This is a genomic window from Knoellia sp. p5-6-4, from assembly GCF_029222705.1.
Classification (GTDB): Bacteria; Actinomycetota; Actinomycetes; order Actinomycetales; family Dermatophilaceae; genus Pedococcus_A.
In genome coordinates, this window is record NZ_JARGZF010000001.1 from 1,452,568 (window position 1) to 1,469,280 (window position 16,713).

Consider the following 16,713-nt stretch of genomic DNA (forward strand, 5'->3'; position numbering starts at 1 on the left):
CCGCTCAGCAGAAGCCGGGGACGGCCAGCCAGGCGTCACCGGCCGGGGAGGCTCCCTCCCGGCACACGCTCGCCTCTATGAGGCCGTAAGGGCGGTCGGCGGCGTGGAAGACCTCGCCGCTGTTCTCGAGCCCGAAGGGCGAGAGGTCGACCAGGAAGTGGTGCTTGTTGGGTGCCGAGAACCTGATCTCCGCGACGTCCGGGTGTGCCTCGAGCACGGCGCGGCCCATCGCGTAGAGCGTCTCCTGCAGGGCGCGGCTGTAGGTCACCGCGAAGGTCGTGAGCAGGACCTGGCGGATGTCGTCGAAGGCCTTGTTCCAGTTGACTGCCGTGCCCTCGTAACGCCAGCGGGCCACGAGGGAGGTCGCGAGGATTCGGTCGTCGGCCTCGGCCAGGGTCGTGTAGCGGTCCTTGAGGAAGCCCTTGAACTCCGACCCGGTCGACTTCAGGACGACGAGGTCGCCCAGCCCGGAGACCACCCATGCCCTGCGCTCGTCGCCGCTGTCGTCGAGCGTGACCACGGTGGTGCGGACGTCCCCGCCGCGGCGGACGAAGGCGTGGTCGTGGCCTGCCCCGTCGACGCTGATCCGGTCCCAGGCGTACTCCTCGACCGAGATGCGCGCACCCGTGGCGGCCTCGGCAGCCTCGAGGAAGCGCTCCGCGAGCGCGAGGGCGTACTCCTCCGGGGAGGCCACCCCCTTCTCCTTGGCAAAGGCGAAGGCGGTGTTCTTCTGCGTGTCAGTGGGCAGGACCCGGCTCTGGTCGCCGTCGACGTGGGCGGCCGCGAAGTCCCCGCGCAGGGCGGTGGAGACGTTGAGATCCCTGATCTCGTGGCGCTGGCTGTCGCGGTAGACCCGGACGACCCGGCTCTCCGCCTTGCCGTACTGGTTTGGTCCGAGGACGATGCCCATGTATCCGTCGTGCTCCCTGGTCGTGGCGCCCGAGCTGGCCGGACGGGCTGCGGGAGCGGCGTGGCCGGCGGTGGTGCCCGGGTATGCCGCGGGGTCGGCGGCGACAGCGCCCGAGCCGACGGTGTCGACAGGTCGCAGAATCACCGTTGATTCCATGCACCGAGACACAGATTCCGCGGGACGGAATGGGTGCTGCAGCGCTACCGGGACACTAGGACGTGACCTGCATCACGTCAACAGTTTGTTGAAGGCCGCGGCAGCGGCCACTCAGGCGCGCGGCTCGCCTCCCCGGTTGAGGTAGTTGTAGACGGTGAAACGGGTGACCCCGAGCGCCTCCGCCACGGTCTCGGCGGACCGGCGCATCTCGAAGGCCCCGCGCTCCTCGAGCAGGCGGACGGCCCGCTGCTTGTCGGAACGCACCAGCGAGGAGAGCACGCCGCCCAGCTCAGCCTCGACCTCGGCGATGAGCCGGGCGAGGCCGTCGGACAGGTCCGCGGACGGGACCGCGGCCTGGACGGCACTCGGGACAGCCGCGGCGTCCTGACCCGGGACCGGTGAGCCCAGCCGCACCAGGACCACGGGCACGTCGTTCCACACGAGGGGCACATCGCCGGGCTCCCCGTCGGCCACGTCCACGAGCCGCCCCCCGACCCGCTCGAGCAGCGGCGCCACGGCCGACGCGAGCAGGTCCCGCACCTCCGGGGCGGCGGTGCCGGGTTCGGGGTCAGCAGCCATCGCGAGGACTCACCTGGAGGGTGAACCGCGTGGCGCCCGAGGCGAAGGCGGCCTCCATCGCCCGCTCCAGGGCCGGCAGGAGGCACTCGGCCCCGCCGGTGACCGAGGTGCCGAACGGACCGAGCTCGGGTGCCAGCCCCGCCTCGACGAGCGCACCGGCCGCGGCGCCGACGTGCTCCGGGGGCTCACCCTCGCCATGGAACGGCTCGGTCGTGAACTCGGCCGTCAGGTCCATGGCACCACGGTAGCCGTCGGCTCAGCCCGCCACGCGGCGCGCCAGCACCGCCAGACCCGCGGCATCGACCCCCGACAGCCCTTGCGCCTCGGCGACGCCGACCGCCCCGCAGTCGACCCCGCGGAGGATGAAGTCGGCGAGCGCCCGGGCGGTCGCCGGCTCGTCGAGGAAGCCCGAGTCGGCACGCTCGACGTAGCGGCGGAGCCGGTCGGCGGCCTGGGGCAGGCCGTCGCGGTAGAAGGCGAACACCGCGGCGTAGCGGGTGGGCAGCTGGGCCGGGTGCAGGTCCCAGCCCTGGTAGTAGCCGCGCTCCAGGGAGCGGCGGACGAGGCGGTGGTGCAGGGCCCAGCCGGCCCGCACGGCCTCGGGACCGCCGACCGGGAGCACGTTGGTCGAGCCGTCGGAGAGCCGCACGCCGGTGCCGGCCGCCGCCACCTGCATCACGGCCTTCGCGTAGTCGGCGACCGGGTGCTCCATGCTCTGGAACTGGGCGGCGATCCCGCAGGACGCCGAGTAGTCGTAGGTGCCGTAGTGCAGCCCGGTGCAGCGAGCGGCCGCCGCGTGCACCATGCGGGTCACCAGAGCCGTGCCGTCCGGGCCGAGGACCGCCTGGGGGGTCTCGACCTGGATCTCGAACCGCAGCGCCGCCGGACCCAGGCCGAGGCTCTCCTCGAGCCGGGACGCCGCCACCACCATCGCCTCGACCTGCTCGACGGAGGTCACCTTGGGCAGCGTGACGACGAAGCCCTCGGGCAGAGGACCTGCACCGGCCAGCTCCTCGAGGAACAGCGCCAGCGTGCGCAGCCCGCGTCGCCGGGTCGGGGCCTCGAAGCTCTTGAACCGTATGCCGTTGAACGGCGCCGCCTCGTCGCGGCCGAGGGAGGCGGCCAGGGACCGCGCGGCCGAGCGCGCGGCCTCGTCCTCCTCGCCATCGGGCCGGTCGCCGTAGCCGTCCTCGAAGTCGATCCGCAGGTCCTCGATGGGCTCGGACGCGAGCTTGGCACGCACGCGCTCCAGCAGTCCGTCCTCGCCCTGCCCCAGCACGCCCCGGAAGCCCTCCGGGTCGGCGTCGAGGGACGCCAGAGCGGCGGCCCCCCACTGGGGCACCAGGCCCTCGGAGTAGCGGTCGGCGGGCACGTAGACCGTGTGCACCGGCTGCCGGCCGGCGCGCTCCCCGGGGTAACCCTCGCGCAGGGCCCGATCGGCTCCGGCCAGGCGGTCATCGAGCTCGTCGGCGAGGGACTCCAGCCAGGCGACGGAGACGGAGCCGGGCGGCTGGGCGTTGGGGCTCGACGGCGGCATGCGTCTCCTCATGGACGGGGCATTTTTCTGGAGCGCGGACATTATCTTCTGACTGGTGGAAGTCAAGGCTCCGCCGCTGCCGCCTCCGTGTGGTTGGCTCGCCGCGTGGTCGCCCTCCGCATCCTCATCGCCAGCACCCGCCCCGGCCGCCTGGGCCCGACCGTGGCCCGGTGGGTGCTGGAGCAGGTGCCCACGACCGGGTTCGACGTCGAGGTGCTCGACCTCGCCGACTTCGCGCTGCCGTTCCTCGACGAGCCGCGCGAGCCGTCGGAGGGCGACTACGCGCACGAGCACACCCGGCGCTGGTCGGCCGCGGTCCGCGACGCCGAGGCGCTGCTCATCGTGATGCCGGAGTACAACCGCGGCTACAACGCCGCCCTGAAGAACGCCATCGACTTCCTGTACGCCGAGTGGGAGGGGCTGCCCGTGGCCTGCGTGGGCTACGGCTGGTACGGCGCCCGCCACGCGAAGGCGGCCCTGCGCCAGACGCTGGAGCGCGTGAAGATGACCGTGGTCGAGGCGCCCGGCCTGGCGTTCGGCAGCACCCTGGTCGACGGTGAGGTGGTGGCCGATGCCGAGCTCGTCGGCGAGCTCGCGAAGACCTTCGAGGGGCTCCGGGACGCCGCGGCTCGATCCACCCGCGATCGCTCGTAGGGCCGCTGGTCTCCCGATCCCGTTGCCGTTCAGGGACGTTGGCCTCTGAGTGGTGGGGTCCGACGTCACTGGCGTCGACTCCGGGTCGTCACCACCATGGTGGATCCGGGCGGGGTTCCCTGCTCCGGCTTCTACCGGGTGCGCGACGGCAAGGTCATCTCGCACGTGTTCCTGACCGTCCGCAGCTACGAGCCTGCGAGGTGATGTGGGGCGGTTCCACTGGGCACCGTGACGAACGCACCTCGGCGCCTGACGCACCGGGGTGCGTCCTTCTGCGCGCAGGCGCCGCCGGAGGCCCAGCCACCACTCAGGCGGACACGAGGCGCAGATCAGGCGTCGCGCAGCCGGTCGTAGAGCGCGCTGTCCTCGAAGGTGTCACCAGTCGGTGCGTTGCCGCGTTCGGTGCCCACATGGGTGAACCCCGCCCGCTCGGCCACCCGTCGTGACCCCGCGTTGCTGGCCGACGTCAGCAGGTAGAGGCGGTGCACGTCGAGCCCCGCCGGGTCGAAAGCCCAGTCGGTCGCCCGCCGGACGGCCTCGGCCATCACCCCGCGGCCCCGCGCCGCCGGGCGGGCCCAGTAGCCGACCTGGGCCTCATCACGCCCCGGCAGCCCGTCGAACTCGAAGACCGCCACGTTGCCCAGTGCCTCGTCGGTGTCGCGGTCGGCCACGCACCAGGCGACGCGGTGCCCGTTCGCCGCCGTAAGGGCGATGCGCGCCAGGTAGGCAGGGACGGCGTCGGGGTGCCGGGGCAGCGGGGAGTGCGGCACGAAGTGGCGCAGCACCGGGTCGTTGGACGCCTCCACCAAGGCCTCTCCGTCGGTCTCGCGCCAGGGCCGCAGCCGCATCCTCGGTGTCTCCAGCGGGTGAGGCTCGAGCCACCGGGTCGCCGGCTCACGCGGGCCGTCGGCGGTGGTCCAGCCCGTCCAGCAGTCGACGACGACACCGTCGACCACACGCGGCACCGTGGCCCCGAAGGCGAACCCCGCCTCCCATGCCGCCCGGCGCGAAGTGAGGTCCCCGCTGCGCGCGTGCCAGTGCACCACGGCACACCCACCATCGGTGAACGCCCACTGCAGTGCCCGCCGGGCAGCGGCGCCGGCCGGGGCGACCGAGCGGTCGGGGAGGTCGATGGTGAGCTCGGCCTCACCGGGGCGCAGGGGGGCCAGGGTGACGCTGCCGTGGGTACGGGCGTCGACCTCGACCTCGACGCGGCGCAGGGTGCTCATGCCGCACACGATGATGCACGCTCCACGAGGGCCTCACACTGGGCCGGACGGTCCGGCGTGAGCGTCGATAGACTGGCGCCTGGTGTGCCGGGAAGTCTGGTCGGCGGCGCCCGTCCTGCGACGGGGGTCCACGCGCACCGACGACCCCGAGGAACGGCCCCTGTGACTTCCCCCTCCGCCCGCCCCCGCATCCTCCGGCGCCCGAGCTGGACCGAGGCCCAGTTCGTGGCGGCGGCCCTGCGCACCGAGACGGTGGGTGGCGCCCTCCTGCTGGGGGCCGCCCTGGCGGCCATGATCTGGGCCAACTCCCCATGGAGGGAGGGGTATGCCGCGCTGCGGGACACCGTGGTGGGCACGCCGACGCTGCACCTCGACCTGACGCTGGGCCACTGGGCCGGTGACGGACTGCTGGCGATCTTCTTCTTCGTCGCCGGGCTGGAGCTCAAGCGCGAGTTCCTCGTCGGCGAGCTGCGCACCCCCGCCAAGGCCGCCGTCCCGGTCGGAGCCGCTTTGGCCGGTGTCGCGGTGCCGGCGGCGTTCTACACCGCCGTCGTGCTCCTCGGCGGCTCGCCGGACGCCGTGCGCGGCTGGGCCATCCCGACGGCCACCGACATCGCCTTCGCCCTGGCCGTGCTCGCGGTCATCGGCACCCACCTCCCTGCAGCGCTGCGCTCGTTCCTGCTCACGCTCGCGGTCGTGGACGACCTCGTCGCGATCACGATCATCGCCATCTTCTACACATCCTCGCTCGAGCCGCTCCTGCTGCTGCTGGCGCTCGTGCCGCTCGCCGTCTTCGCCTTCCTGGTGCAGCGCCGCATCACGCAGTGGTACTTCCTCCTCCCGCTGGCCTTCGCCACCTGGACGCTGGTGCACGCCTCCGGCATCCACGCCACGGTGGCCGGCGTCCTGCTGGGGCTGACCGTGCCGGTCCGTCCGCGCGAGAGCGTTCCCCGGCTGAGCACCCTCCCGGCCGACCTCGACGTGGCGCACCGGTTCGAGCACCGGCTGCGTCCGCTGTCGGCCGGTGTCGCGGTGCCGGTCTTCGCCTTCTTCGCGGCAGGGGTGACGGTCGTCGGTGGCGGGTTCGGCCAGGCACTGGCCGACGACGCCGCGCGTGGAGTGGTCGTGGGGCTCGTGCTCGGCAAGCTCGTCGGTGTGCTCGGCGGCACGTGGCTCCTCACCCACTTCACCCGAGCCGAGCTCGACGACGAGCTGTCGTGGTGGGACGTCCTCGGCCTCTCCCTGCTCGCGGGCATCGGCTTCACCGTCTCGCTGCTCGTCGGTGAGCTCGCCTTCGGCGCCGGCAACGAGCGCGACGACCACGTGAAGCTGGCCGTGCTCATGGGCTCCCTGGTCTCCGCCCTCCTCGCCGCGGTCGTGCTGCGCACCCGCAACCGCGTGTACCGCCGGATCGCCCTCGAGGAGACGGTGGACCACGACCAGGACGGCGTCCCGGACGTCTTCGAGCGCTCAGATGTGGAGTCCCCCGGACGCGGCTAGGGTGGAGGCGGCCCGCGCGGGCCGCCGACGAGAAGAAGGGGACCTGCAGATGGCCACCAGCACGCCCGGTCCGGAGCGCAACACCCTCGGCCAGGAGCGCACGATCGGCCAGCTGGTCGCCGACGCGACCGCCGACCTCTCCGCCATCGTCCGCAACGAGATCGCCTTGGCGAAGGCGGAGATCACGGGCGAGGCGAAGCTCGCCGGCAAGGGCGCGGGCCTGCTGGCCGGGGCTGCCTTCGTCGGACTGCTCGGCCTCATCTTCCTCTTCCACACCCTGGCCAACGTCATCGACATCTGGCTGCCCCTGTGGGCGGGCTACCTCATCACCACCGTCCTGCTCTTCGCGGTCGCCGGCATCCTCGGCCTGGTGGGCAGGAACAGCGTCACCAAGGTCCAGCCCAAGCCCGAGCGCACGATCAAGAACGCCCAGGACACCATCGACGCGCTCAAGTCCGGCGACTGAGCCCGACACCGCCGACACCCCGCAACGCCCGCCCGCTCCCACCCCCACACCGGTCCGTGCCCCCCAACGCCCCTGACGCCGCGATGGTGCTCTTCGACGGCCCCTGGGAGCACCGGTTCGTGGCCGCCAACGGCGCCCGGTTCCACGTGGCCGAGCAGGGCGACGGCCCGCTGGTGCTGCTCCTGCACGGCTTCCCGCAGTTCTGGTGGGCCTGGCGCCACCAGATGCAGGCGCTCGCCGACGCCGGCTTCCGGGCCTGCGCCATGGACCTGCGCGGCTACGGCGCGTCGGACAAGCCTCCGCGCGGCTACGACACCCGCACGTCGGCCACGGACGTGGCCAGCGTGATCCGGTCGCTGGGGGCGTCCCGCGCCTGCGTCGTCGGGCACGGCTGGGGCGGCTGGATCGCGTGGAGCATGGCCTCCCTCCAACCGGCCGTGACGTCCGCCGTCGCCTCGGTCAGCATGCCGCACCCGCTGGTGTTCCGGCACGCCTCCTTCACCAACGCGCGCCAGGCTCGGGCCAACGGCTACCTGGCGGGGCTGCAGCGACCCTTCGTCCCCGAGCGGGAGATGACCATGCACGGCGGCTACGTCCAGCGGCTGCTGCGCGAGTGGGCCTCCCCCCGGGGCATCTGGCCCAGCCTCGAGGAGGCGCGGACCTACTCGGACGCCATGGCCCTGCCCTTCGTGGCGCACTCGGCCGCCGAGTACTACCGCTGGGTGGTGCGCAGCCAGGCCCGCCCCGACGGGTGGCGGTTCGCCAAACGCGTGAGCGCTCCGGTGGAGGTTCCGGTGCTGCAGGTCCACGGCGAGGACGACCCGGTCGTGCTGCCGGAGATCATGCCTGGCTCGCGCCAGTACTGCGCCGGGCCCTACGAGGAGCACGAGGTGGCTCGCGCCGGTCACTTCCTGCCCGAGGAGGCCCCGGAGGCGGTGAGCCGGCACCTGCTGGCCTGGCTCGAGCGCCTCCGTACCTGAGCCGGTTCACGCTGGGCCGGCGCGGGGCGTCAGCCCGCGACGCAGGGGCCGGTGCTCACCGGCTGGTTGGCGGAGGGGGCCGCCTCGAGCACCGGACGCGCCTCGTCGAGGGTCAGCGCGTAACCGGTGCTGTTGTCGTCGAGCGACTTGGCGAAGATGACGCCCACCACGTCACCGGAGGTCGACAGCAGTGGGCCGCCGGAGTTGCCCGGGCGCACCCGGGCGAAGAGGGAGTACACCTCGCGGCTCGTGCCCGGCGTGCCGTAGATGTCCGAGCCGCGGGCCTGGACGACGTCGCGCACCCGGGCGGCGTCGAGCCGGTAGGGCCCGTCGAGCGGGAAGCCGGCCACGACCCCGCCCTCACCGCGGCCCAGCTCGGCCCCGAGGTCGAGGGGCTCGGCGGGCAGGTCGGGCGAGGCGACCACGGCCAGGTCGCGCTCGGGGTCGAAGAGCACCACGCGCCCCTCGAAGGAGGGCCCGGTGCCCTTGACCCGCAGGGTCACCGTGCGCATGCCGGCGACGACGTGGGCGTTGGTGACCACGCGGCCCGGGGAGACGACCCAGCCGCTGCCCTCCTGGCCGCGGTTGCAGGCCTCCGCGATCCCGGTGATCTTGATGATCGAGTCGCCGGCCGCCGCGACGCCCGGGGTGCGCGCGACGTTCGGGTCCGGGGGCTCGACCGGGGCGATGGGCTCGGCCTCCAGGCCCTCGAACACCCGGGGGAAGCCCTCACGGTCGAGCACCTCGCGGAAGCCGGCGAAGAGGCGGGAGGTCTGCGGTGGGACCACCGCGTCGATGGTCCGGAGCACCCGTGACTCACCGATCGCCTTGGCCAGCGGGGCCGGCGCCCCGCCGCGCACCGCACCGGCGATGAACCAGACGATGACCGACACGGCGGCGACGACCGCGACGGCGCCCAGCACGGAGTCGAACGCCCGGGCAGGGCGAACCCGCAGCTGCGAGCGCAGGCGACTGCCCACACCCACGGCCACGGCCTGGCCGACGGAGGCGATGATGAACACCCCGGCGACCAGCACCACGGCACGCAGCACCGGCGTGGCCTCCAGTGAGGTCCACTCGTGGATGGCGGTGGGGAGCAGCCACATGGCGAGCGCGCCGCCGGCCAGGAACCCGGCGAGCGACAGCACGCTCACGACGAGGCCCTGGCGGTAGCCGGAGACGGCGTAGCCGACGAGCAGCAGGATGAGCAGCACGTCGAGGATGCCCAGTCCGAGGACCATCAGGTGCTCCCCTCCTGTCGGGGGCGGGGGTGGAAGCGTTCGGGCAGGGGCCGGCGCACGTCGGGGTCCCAAGGACGCTCGAGCCCGGCGAGCTGCATGACGCGGCTGAAGAGCATGGCGGTGAACCCCCACACGTAGAGACCGTCGACCTCGAACGCCGGGCCCTCGTAGCCAAGGGGGTGCACCGTGGTGAAGCGGATGGAGGCGTCGAGCAGGTGGTCGACGCGGACCCGCTCGGCCCGGTGGACCTCGCCGGCATCGATGCGGTCGAAAGCCGCCGGCACCGGCCACCAGGCGAGCACCGGGGTGACGACGTGCTGGCTCGGGCTGAGGAAGAGCGGCGGCAGCTCGGCGACCACGTCGACCGACTCCGGGGCGATGCCGACCTCCTCGTGCGCCTCGCGCAAGGCAGCCTGCACCGGGTCCTCACCCGGTTCGAGCGACCCTCCCGGGAAGGAGACCTGGCCGGGGTGGGACCTGAGGTGGTGGGCGCGCTCGGTGAGCACGACGTCCTCACCGCCGTGCTCGGACGGCGCGAAGAGCATGAGCACCGCCGACTCCCGGCCGCCCTCGTCCGGCGGCTGGAACCGGTCGAAGTACTCCGGGTCGGGGTAGGCGAGGGCGCTCTGCAGGCGGGTCATCCACGCGGGGCGGGGCGCGCTCATGCCTGCGGGGCTCGCTCTGCCGGGGTCGCGGCGGCCAGCGCCGCCGGGGCGAGCTCGAACTTGAGCAGCTTCGCCGCCTTGTCCGGGTCGGTCTCGCCGATGCCGTAGGAAGGGCACCAGCGCGCGACCGGGCAGGCCCCACAGGCGGGCTTCTTGGCATGGCAGGTGCGCCGGCCGTGGAAGATCACGACGTGCGACAGCATGGTCCACTCCTTGCGGGGGATCAGCCTGCCCACGACGTCCTCGACCTTGACCGGGTCCTCCTCCTCGGTCCAGCCGAAGCGGCGCACGAGGCGGCCGAAGTGGGTGTCGACCGTGATGCCGGGGATGCCGAACGCGTTGCCCAGCACGACGTTGGCGGTCTTGCGCCCGACCCCGGGGAGGGTGACGAGGTCCTTCATGCGCGGCGGCACCTCGCCGTCGAAGCGCTCGACGAGGTCGGCAGCGAGGCGCATCACCGAGTTGGTCTTCGCGCGGTAGAAGCCGGTGGGCTTGAGGATCGCCTCCATCTCCTCGCGGTCTGCGGCGGCGAGGTCGGCGGCCGTCGGGTACTTCGCGAAGAGCGTGGGCGTGACCTTGTTGACCATGACGTCGGTGGTCTGGGCCGACAGGACGGTGGCGACGAGCAGCTGCAGCGGGTTCTCGAAGTCGAGCTCGCAGTGGGCATACGGGTAGCGCTCGGCCAGCGCGCGATACATCCGGCGGGCGCGCCGGGTCAGCGCGACCGACGACTCCTCGCGACCAACAGCAGACACCTGCACAGCCTAAGGGGCGGTGCCGACAGTTCTGTGGTCAGGCGACGTGGCACACTGTCGCCCGTGGACCAGGACGTGGTGAGAAGAGCCCCGCTGTTCGCCGCCCTCGACGACGACGCCGCGGGCCGGCTCATGCAGTCGATGACCCAGCGCCACCTCGAGCGCGGGGACGTGCTCTTCCACGAGGGCGACCAGGGTGACCGGCTCTACGTGATCGGCGAGGGGAAGATCAAGCTGGGCCGGCGCAGCAGCGACGGCCGCGAGAACCTCGTCGCGATCCTCGGCCCCGGCGAGATGTTCGGTGAGCTCAGCCTGTTCGACCCGGGTGCGCGCACCATGACCGCCACCGCGGTCGCCGAGACCCAGCTCATGGGCATCGGCCACGAGGACCTCTCCGGCCTGCTCGCGGGTCGGCCCGAGGTCGCCAAGGTGCTGCTCGCGGCGCTGGCAAAGCGGCTTCGCCGCACCAACGAGAACCTCGCGGACCTCGTCTTCACCGACGTGCCGGGCCGCGTCGCCAAGGCGCTGCTCGACCTCGCCAACCGCTTCGGGCGGCCCGTCGAGGACGGGATCCTCGTGGCGCACGACCTCACCCAGGAGGAGCTCGCCCAGCTCGTCGGCGCCTCCCGCGAGACCGTGAACAAGGCGCTGGCCGACTTCGCCTCCCGCGGCTGGCTGCGCCTCGAGGCGCGTGCGGTGCTGCTGCAGGACGTCGAGCGCCTCAAGCGCCGCGCCCGCTGACCTCCCGCAGGTACTCCAGCTGGGCGGCCACGCTGAGCCGTGCGGCCGGCCACACCGCACGCGGCACGTCGGCATACACGCGCTCGACGACGTCCTCGACCCCCTGCGCGCCCTCGGCCAGTGCCTGGCGCACCTGCTCCAGCCGCTCGCGCCGGTGCACCCGGTAGAAGGCCACCATCGCCGAGGCGTCCGGCACGACCGGGCCGTGGCCGGGGAGGATCGTGGTCACCTCGCCGCCACCGGTGAGCGCCGCGATCCGCTCGAGCGATGCCAGGTATGCCGCGAGCTCACCGTCCGGGTGTGCGACCACCGTGGTGCCTCGCCCCAGGACGGTGTCGCCCGTGAGCAGCGCATGGTCGGCCGGCAGCGCGAACGAGAGCGAGTCGGAGGTGTGGCCGGGCGTGGCCACCACCCGCAGCTCGAGACCGCCCGCCCGCAGGACGTCGCCGTCGCCGAGGTCGTCGTGGCCGCGGCCCACCGCGCGGGTGGGGGCTCCGGTCAGCTCGGCGAACCGCTGCGCGGACTCGGCGTGGTCGAGGTGCCCGTGCGTGAGGACGGTCTGCACCACGCGGGCGCCGCGACCCTCCACGTGGTCGAGGACCCGTCGCAGGTGGGCCTCGTCCAGCGGACCCGGGTCGATGACGAGCGCCTCGGTCGCGCCCGGCTCGACCAGCACCCAGGTGTTGGTGCCGTCGAGGGTCATCGGGCCGGGGTTGGGGGCCAGCACGCAGTGGGCCCGGGCGGTGACCTGGCCGCCGGACCAGTGCTCTGCCACGGGCGGCGCGGTCACCGGGGCAGCTCCGCCCGCATCACCGGGCCGTCGGGCGTCTGCGTGAGTCGGGGTGTCACGGGGGCGACCGGCGGCCGCTCGGCGATGAAGGCGGCCGCGCTGGACGCTGCGGCGATCTCCTCCACGCTGACCAGCGTGGGCGGCAGCATCATCGCCTCACCTCGGCGCTGGGCCTCCAGCAGCTCGGCGGCAGCCACCCAGTCGGCCGTGTCGGCCTCCGTGCTCTGGTCGTCGGCGCCCTGCCCGGCGGGCACGGCCGCCGCGAAGAACCGGGTGTCGTAGCGCCGCGGCTCGAACTCCGGGGTTATCCAGTGCGCCCGGTAGGACAACAGGTCCGAGCGCAGCACCAGGCCGTGCCCGATGAGCACCTCCGCCAGCGAGTGCGACCGGTCCAGCAGCCCCAGCCGCTGCTGGTGCCAGTGCGGGCTGCGCACGTCGGCCATCACGCTGTCCGGCGAGGGCCCGGCCAGCAGCACGCCGCACTCCTCGAAGACCTCGCGCACCGCCGCGGCCACGAGCTCGCGGGCGGTGGCCTCGTCGGTCTGGAGCCGCTCGGCCCACTCGGCGGGCGTCGGACCCGCCCACGGCAGGCGCGGGTCTGCGTCGCGCGGGTCGACGCCGCCGCCGGGGAAGACCATGGTGCGCGGCGCGAACGCCATCGTGGCGGCGCGGCGCAGCATGAAGACCTCGAGCCCGGCGGCGCCGTCCCGGACGAACATGACGGTGGCGGCCGGGCGGGGCGTCGCGGGCTCACCCCGGTCACCGCCGGCCTGCCAGGCGTCGGCGTGCTCGCGCAGCACCGGCGCCACCGGGAACTCCCGGATCACGCCATCAGCCTCAGTCGTCGGCGAGCGCGACGATGATCTCGACCTCGACGGGAGCGTCGAGGGGCAGGACGGCCACCCCGACGGCCGAGCGGGCGTGCACGCCCGCGTCGCCGAAGGCCTTGCCGAGCAGCTCGCTGGCGCCGTTGATGACGCCGGGCTGGCCGGTGAACGAGGGGTCGCTCGCGACGAAGCCGACGACCTTGACCACCTGGGCGACCTTGTCGAGGTCACCGACGACCGACTTCACGGCGGCGATGGCGTTGAGGGCGCACAGCTGCGCGAGCTCGGCGGCCTTCTCGGGGGCGACGAGGCCGTCACCGTGGCCGACCTTGCCGATCGCGGCGAGCTCGCCGTTCGCCATCGGCAGCTGGCCCGAGGTGTAGACGCGGCGGCCGTCGAGCAGGGCCGGGACGTAGGCGGCGACGGGCTTGGCCACCTCGGGGACGGTGAGCCCGAGCTCCTTCAGGCGGTCCTCGACTGCACTCATGCTCAGGCCTTCTCTCGCTTGAGGTAGGCGACGAGGTTGCCGCCATCGGGTCCGGTCACGACCTGGACGAGCTCCCAGCCGTCCTCGCCCCACTGGTCGAGGATCTGCTTCGTCGCGTGGACGATGAGGGGCACGGTCGCGTACTCGTACTTCTTCATGGGCGCAGCGTAGCGACGCTGACAGGATGGCGGCATGGCCGACCCCCAGCCCGCCGCGCCCAGTCCCGACCCCAGGGGCGTCCTCGACCGGACCGCTCCCGCGCCTGTCCGCACCACGGCATACGGCCCGGACCCCGCCCAGGTCTACGACGTCCGGCTCCCGGACGGCGCGACGAAGGACACCTGTGTCGTCGTGGTGCACGGCGGGTTCTGGCGCGAGCGCTTCGACCGCACCCACGCCGGGTGCCAGGCGCAGGCCTTCGCCGACGCCGGCTACCCCGTGGCCGTGGTCGAGTACCGCCGCACGGGCATGCCGGGTGGGGGCTGGCCGGGCACCGGTGCGGACGTGGCCGCGGCCGTGCGGGCCCTGCGGCACGACCCCGACCTGCCCGACCGGCTCGTGCTCGTCGGGCACTCGGCCGGGGGCCACCTCGTCGCGTGGGCGGCGAGCCAGCCGTGGGGCGCCGACCTCGGCGGCGTCGTGAGCCTGGCCGGGGTGGTCGACCTGGCCGCGGCGTCCGAGCAGGGGCTGGGCGACGGGGCGGTGGAGGCCTTCATGGGGGGCACCCCGCGGACGCTGCCCGAGGCGTATGCCGCGGCGGACCCGCGCCTGCACGTGCCCCTCGCACCCGTGGCCCTGGTGCACGGCGCCGACGACGACGTCGTGCCGGTGGCGATCTCGCGCTCCTACGCCGAGCACGCGGCGCCGCGCGCACAGGTGCCGGTCTCGCTGCGCGAGGTCGGCGGGTGCGAGCACTTCGGGCTCATCGACCCCGAGCACCCCGCCTTCGCCGAGGTCCTGGCTGCGGTCTCCCACCTCGCCTCCTAGGCTGGCGCCATGCCTCCCCCCGCCACCCCCAGCCATGCCGGTGTGCGCCTGCACATCGTGACCGGCAAGGGCGGCACCGGGAAGACGACCGTCGCGGCGGCCCTGGCCCTGGCGCTGACCCGCCAGGGCAAGCGCGTCCTGCTCGCCGAGGTCGAGGAGCGCCAGGGCATCTCGCAGACCTTCGACGTGCCCCCGATCGGGCACGAGGAGACCCGCATCGTGCACGAGCGCGGCGGCGGCGAGCTCTACGCGATGAGCGTCGACGTCCGAGAGTCGCTCATGGAGTACCTCCAGAAGTTCTACAAGCTCGGCCGCGCGGGCACGGTGCTCGAGAAGGTCGGCGCCGTCGACTTCGCCACGACGATCGCCCCCGGCCTGCGGGACGTGCTGCTCATCGGTAAGGTCTACGAGGCGGCGGGACGGCGGCGGGGCGGGCGCCACCGCGATGCCCTCGCCTACGACGCGGTGGTGCTCGACGCGCCTCCCACCGGTCGCGTGGTGCGGTTCCTCAACGTCAACGCCGAGGTCGCCGACGTCGCCAAGGTCGGCCCCATCCGCAGCCAGGCCGACTCGATCACCCGGATGATGCGCAGCCACACCACCGCGGTGCACGTCGTCTCGCTGCTCGAGGAGATGCCCGTGCAGGAGACGGTCGACGCCCTGGCCGAGCTGCGCGCCGCCTCCCTGCCGCTCGGTGCCATCGTCATCAACCAGGTGCACGAGCCACTCCTGGAGGAGAAGGAGCTGGCGTCGGTGACCACGGGACCCGAGGACGTGGCGCCCGCCGTGACCGCCGACCTGAAGTCGGTGTCGGTCCGCACGAGCGCCGCGATGGTCGCGGGCCTGCTGGAGCAGGCGCGGGAGCACTCGGAGCGGGTCGCCCTGCAGCAGGAGCAGGAGGCCGTCCTGCTGGCGCAGGGCCGCCAGGTCTACCGGCTCCCGCTGCTGCCCGAGGGCACCGAGGCCGGGGGCATCCGCGTGCTCGCCGACGCCCTCACCGAGCAGGGGATGATCTGATGGCCGCAGCCGCGAAGGGCGCGACGGGCTCCGAGGCGCAGACGCACCTCGACCTCGACGCGCTGCTCCACGACCGCAGCACGCGCATCATCGTCTGCACCGGGGCGGGCGGGGTCGGCAAGACCACCGTGGCCGCCGCCCTGGGCCTGCGGGCCGCGGAGTTCGGCCGCCGCGTCGTCGTGCTCACCATCGACCCGGCCAGGCGGCTGGCCCAGTCGCTGGGCCTCACCGAGCTCGACAACACCCCCCGCCCGGTGGCCGGCTTCGACTCGGGGGCGGGCGGGTCGCTCGACGCGATGATGCTCGACATGAAGCGGACCTTCGACGAGGTCGTCGAGGCGCACGCCACCCCGGAGAAGGCAGCCCAGATCCTGGCCAACCCCTTCTACGAGGCCGTCTCGAGCTCCTTCGCCGGCACGCAGGAGTACATGGCCATGGAGAAGCTCGGCCAGCTTCGCGCCCGGGCGAGCGAGGAGGGCACCTGGGACCTCATCGTCGTCGACACCCCGCCGTCGCGCTCGGCGCTGGACTTCCTCGACGCCCCCAAGCGGCTCGGCTCGTTCCTCGACGGCCGCTTCATCCGCCTGCTCATGGCCCCGGCGAAGGCCGGCGGCCGGGCCTACCTCAAGGTGTTCAGCTCCGGCGTCACCATGGCCACCACGGTCATGTCGAAGGTCCTCGGCGGGCAGGTGCTCCAGGACGTGCAGACCTTCGTCGCCGCCCTCGACACGATGTTCGGCGGGTTCCGTGAGCGTGCCGACAAGACCTACGCCCTGCTGGGGAACCCCGAGACCGCCTTCGTGGTGGTCGCCGCACCGGAGCGCGACGCCCTGCGCGAGGCGTCGTTCTTCGTCGACCGGCTCGACGAGGAGGGGATGCCGCTCGCCGGCGTCGTGGTCAACCGGGTGCAGCGCCTGGGCGCTCCCACGCTGAGCGGGTCACGTGCCCTGGCCGCGGCGGAGCAGCTGGCGGAGGCGGACCGGACGTCGCAGAGCGTTGCGCTCACGGAGGGCCTGCTGCGCCTGCACGCCAACCTGGCCGAGACGGCCGAGCGGCAGGAGGCTCTGGTGCGCCGGTTCGTCGCCGGCCATCCCGGCATACCGGTGGTCGAGGTGCCCGCGGCGGCCCAGGACATCCACGACCTGGAGGGCCTGCGGGAGGTGGGCCGGGCGCTGACGGCGCCCTGACCAGC

20 protein-coding genes are annotated in these 16,713 nt (G+C 73.4%); 8 read left to right on the plus strand and 12 right to left on the minus strand.

The features are described from left to right. Nucleotides 1-4 precede the first annotated feature (4 nt). The 4 genes from pucL to P2F65_RS07000 all read right to left on the minus strand — a co-directional run bounded on the left by pucL (nucleotide 5) and on the right by P2F65_RS07000 (nucleotide 3,182). Nucleotides 5-910: a factor-independent urate hydroxylase gene (pucL, locus tag P2F65_RS06985; protein ID WP_275807318.1), complete on the minus strand. Its 906-nt coding sequence runs from the start codon at nucleotides 908-910 to the stop codon at nucleotides 5-7. 267 nt (nucleotides 911-1,177) lie between these two features. Next, the gene (locus tag P2F65_RS06990) at nucleotides 1,178-1,645 is read right to left on the minus strand and encodes a helix-turn-helix domain-containing protein (RefSeq protein ID WP_275805470.1); all 468 of its coding nucleotides are present in this window, start codon (nucleotides 1,643-1,645) and stop codon (nucleotides 1,178-1,180) included. After that, nucleotides 1,635-1,880, minus strand: a complete 246-nt coding sequence (locus tag P2F65_RS06995) for a thiamine-binding protein (RefSeq protein WP_275805472.1) — start codon at nucleotides 1,878-1,880, stop codon at nucleotides 1,635-1,637. The genes P2F65_RS06990 and P2F65_RS06995 overlap by 11 nt, the downstream gene beginning before the upstream one ends. A gap of 21 nt (nucleotides 1,881-1,901) precedes the next feature. Then, nucleotides 1,902-3,182 carry an aldolase gene (locus tag P2F65_RS07000; protein WP_275805474.1) on the minus strand — a complete coding sequence of 427 codons (1,281 nt, stop codon included), beginning with the start codon at nucleotides 3,180-3,182 and terminating at the stop codon, nucleotides 1,902-1,904. A gap of 105 nt (nucleotides 3,183-3,287) precedes the next feature. Between P2F65_RS07000 and P2F65_RS07005 the strand changes: the two genes are divergently transcribed. After that, nucleotides 3,288-3,836 (plus strand): NAD(P)H-dependent oxidoreductase, encoded by a 549-nt coding sequence (locus P2F65_RS07005; RefSeq protein WP_275805476.1) that lies wholly within the window; start codon nucleotides 3,288-3,290, stop codon nucleotides 3,834-3,836. Nucleotides 3,837-4,165: 329 nt separating this feature from the next. On the opposite strand, the gene P2F65_RS07010 is transcribed toward P2F65_RS07005, so the two are convergent. Further along, nucleotides 4,166-5,065 (minus strand): GNAT family protein, encoded by a 900-nt coding sequence (locus tag P2F65_RS07010; RefSeq protein WP_275805478.1) that lies wholly within the window; start codon nucleotides 5,063-5,065, stop codon nucleotides 4,166-4,168. A gap of 162 nt (nucleotides 5,066-5,227) precedes the next feature. Between P2F65_RS07010 and nhaA the strand changes: the two genes are divergently transcribed. The 3 genes from nhaA to P2F65_RS07025 are packed head-to-tail and all read left to right on the plus strand — an operon-like array spanning nucleotide 5,228 to nucleotide 8,011. Continuing rightward, complete coding sequence (nhaA, locus tag P2F65_RS07015) at nucleotides 5,228-6,565, plus strand: Na+/H+ antiporter NhaA (RefSeq protein WP_275805480.1); 1,338 nt, start codon at nucleotides 5,228-5,230, stop codon at nucleotides 6,563-6,565. Between the two features lie 49 nt (nucleotides 6,566-6,614). Next, entirely contained in the window at nucleotides 6,615-7,031 is a 417-nt protein-coding gene (locus P2F65_RS07020; protein ID WP_275805482.1) for a phage holin family protein, read from the plus strand. 56 nt (nucleotides 7,032-7,087) lie between these two features. Further along, entirely contained in the window at nucleotides 7,088-8,011 is a 924-nt protein-coding gene (locus tag P2F65_RS07025; RefSeq protein WP_275805484.1) for an alpha/beta hydrolase, read from the plus strand. Between the two features lie 29 nt (nucleotides 8,012-8,040). Here P2F65_RS07025 and P2F65_RS07030 read toward each other — a convergent pair whose 3' ends face one another. The 3 genes from P2F65_RS07030 to nth are packed head-to-tail and all read right to left on the minus strand — an operon-like array spanning nucleotide 8,041 to nucleotide 10,615. Further along, complete coding sequence (locus P2F65_RS07030) at nucleotides 8,041-9,252, minus strand: MarP family serine protease (RefSeq protein ID WP_275805486.1); 1,212 nt, start codon at nucleotides 9,250-9,252, stop codon at nucleotides 8,041-8,043. Next, on the minus strand, nucleotides 9,252-9,917 hold the full coding sequence (locus tag P2F65_RS07035) for a CoA pyrophosphatase (protein WP_275805488.1): 666 nt from the start codon (nucleotides 9,915-9,917) through the stop codon (nucleotides 9,252-9,254). The genes P2F65_RS07030 and P2F65_RS07035 overlap by 1 nt, the downstream gene beginning before the upstream one ends. Further along, the gene (gene nth / locus P2F65_RS07040; RefSeq protein WP_275807321.1) at nucleotides 9,914-10,615 is read right to left on the minus strand and encodes an endonuclease III; all 702 of its coding nucleotides are present in this window, start codon (nucleotides 10,613-10,615) and stop codon (nucleotides 9,914-9,916) included. Before nth ends, P2F65_RS07035 begins: the two co-directional genes overlap by 4 nt. A 120-nt stretch (nucleotides 10,616-10,735) precedes the next feature. Between nth and P2F65_RS07045 the strand changes: the two genes are divergently transcribed. Next, nucleotides 10,736-11,413: a Crp/Fnr family transcriptional regulator gene (locus tag P2F65_RS07045; RefSeq protein ID WP_275805489.1), complete on the plus strand. Its 678-nt coding sequence runs from the start codon at nucleotides 10,736-10,738 to the stop codon at nucleotides 11,411-11,413. Here P2F65_RS07045 and P2F65_RS07050 read toward each other — a convergent pair. The 4 genes from P2F65_RS07050 to P2F65_RS07065 are packed head-to-tail and all read right to left on the minus strand — an operon-like array spanning nucleotide 11,394 to nucleotide 13,675. Beyond that, complete coding sequence (locus tag P2F65_RS07050; protein ID WP_275805491.1) at nucleotides 11,394-12,188, minus strand: MBL fold metallo-hydrolase; 795 nt, start codon at nucleotides 12,186-12,188, stop codon at nucleotides 11,394-11,396. The genes P2F65_RS07045 and P2F65_RS07050 overlap by 20 nt on opposite strands. 11 nt (nucleotides 12,189-12,199) lie before the next feature. Continuing rightward, nucleotides 12,200-13,030, minus strand: a complete 831-nt coding sequence (locus P2F65_RS07055; RefSeq protein ID WP_275805493.1) for an NUDIX domain-containing protein — start codon at nucleotides 13,028-13,030, stop codon at nucleotides 12,200-12,202. A gap of 10 nt (nucleotides 13,031-13,040) precedes the next feature. After that, on the minus strand, nucleotides 13,041-13,517 hold the full coding sequence (locus P2F65_RS07060; RefSeq protein ID WP_275805495.1) for a RidA family protein: 477 nt from the start codon (nucleotides 13,515-13,517) through the stop codon (nucleotides 13,041-13,043). Nucleotides 13,518-13,519: 2 nt separating this feature from the next. Beyond that, a complete protein-coding gene (locus tag P2F65_RS07065) occupies nucleotides 13,520-13,675 on the minus strand; it encodes a DUF4177 domain-containing protein (protein WP_275805497.1) in 156 nt (51 codons plus the stop codon). 34 nt (nucleotides 13,676-13,709) lie between these two features. Here P2F65_RS07065 and P2F65_RS07070 point away from each other — a divergent pair, with 34 nt between their 5' ends. Genes P2F65_RS07070 through P2F65_RS07080 form a run of 3 tightly spaced genes read left to right on the plus strand, consistent with a single transcriptional unit; the run spans nucleotide 13,710 to nucleotide 16,708 of the window. Beyond that, complete coding sequence (locus tag P2F65_RS07070; RefSeq protein WP_275805499.1) at nucleotides 13,710-14,504, plus strand: alpha/beta hydrolase; 795 nt, start codon at nucleotides 13,710-13,712, stop codon at nucleotides 14,502-14,504. A 9-nt stretch (nucleotides 14,505-14,513) separates the two neighbouring features. Further along, nucleotides 14,514-15,521 (plus strand): ArsA-related P-loop ATPase, encoded by a 1,008-nt coding sequence (locus tag P2F65_RS07075; RefSeq protein ID WP_275805501.1) that lies wholly within the window; start codon nucleotides 14,514-14,516, stop codon nucleotides 15,519-15,521. Next, nucleotides 15,521-16,708: an ArsA family ATPase gene (locus P2F65_RS07080; protein WP_275805503.1), complete on the plus strand. Its 1,188-nt coding sequence runs from the start codon at nucleotides 15,521-15,523 to the stop codon at nucleotides 16,706-16,708. Before P2F65_RS07075 ends, P2F65_RS07080 begins: the two co-directional genes overlap by 1 nt. Nucleotides 16,709-16,713 lie beyond the last annotated feature (5 nt).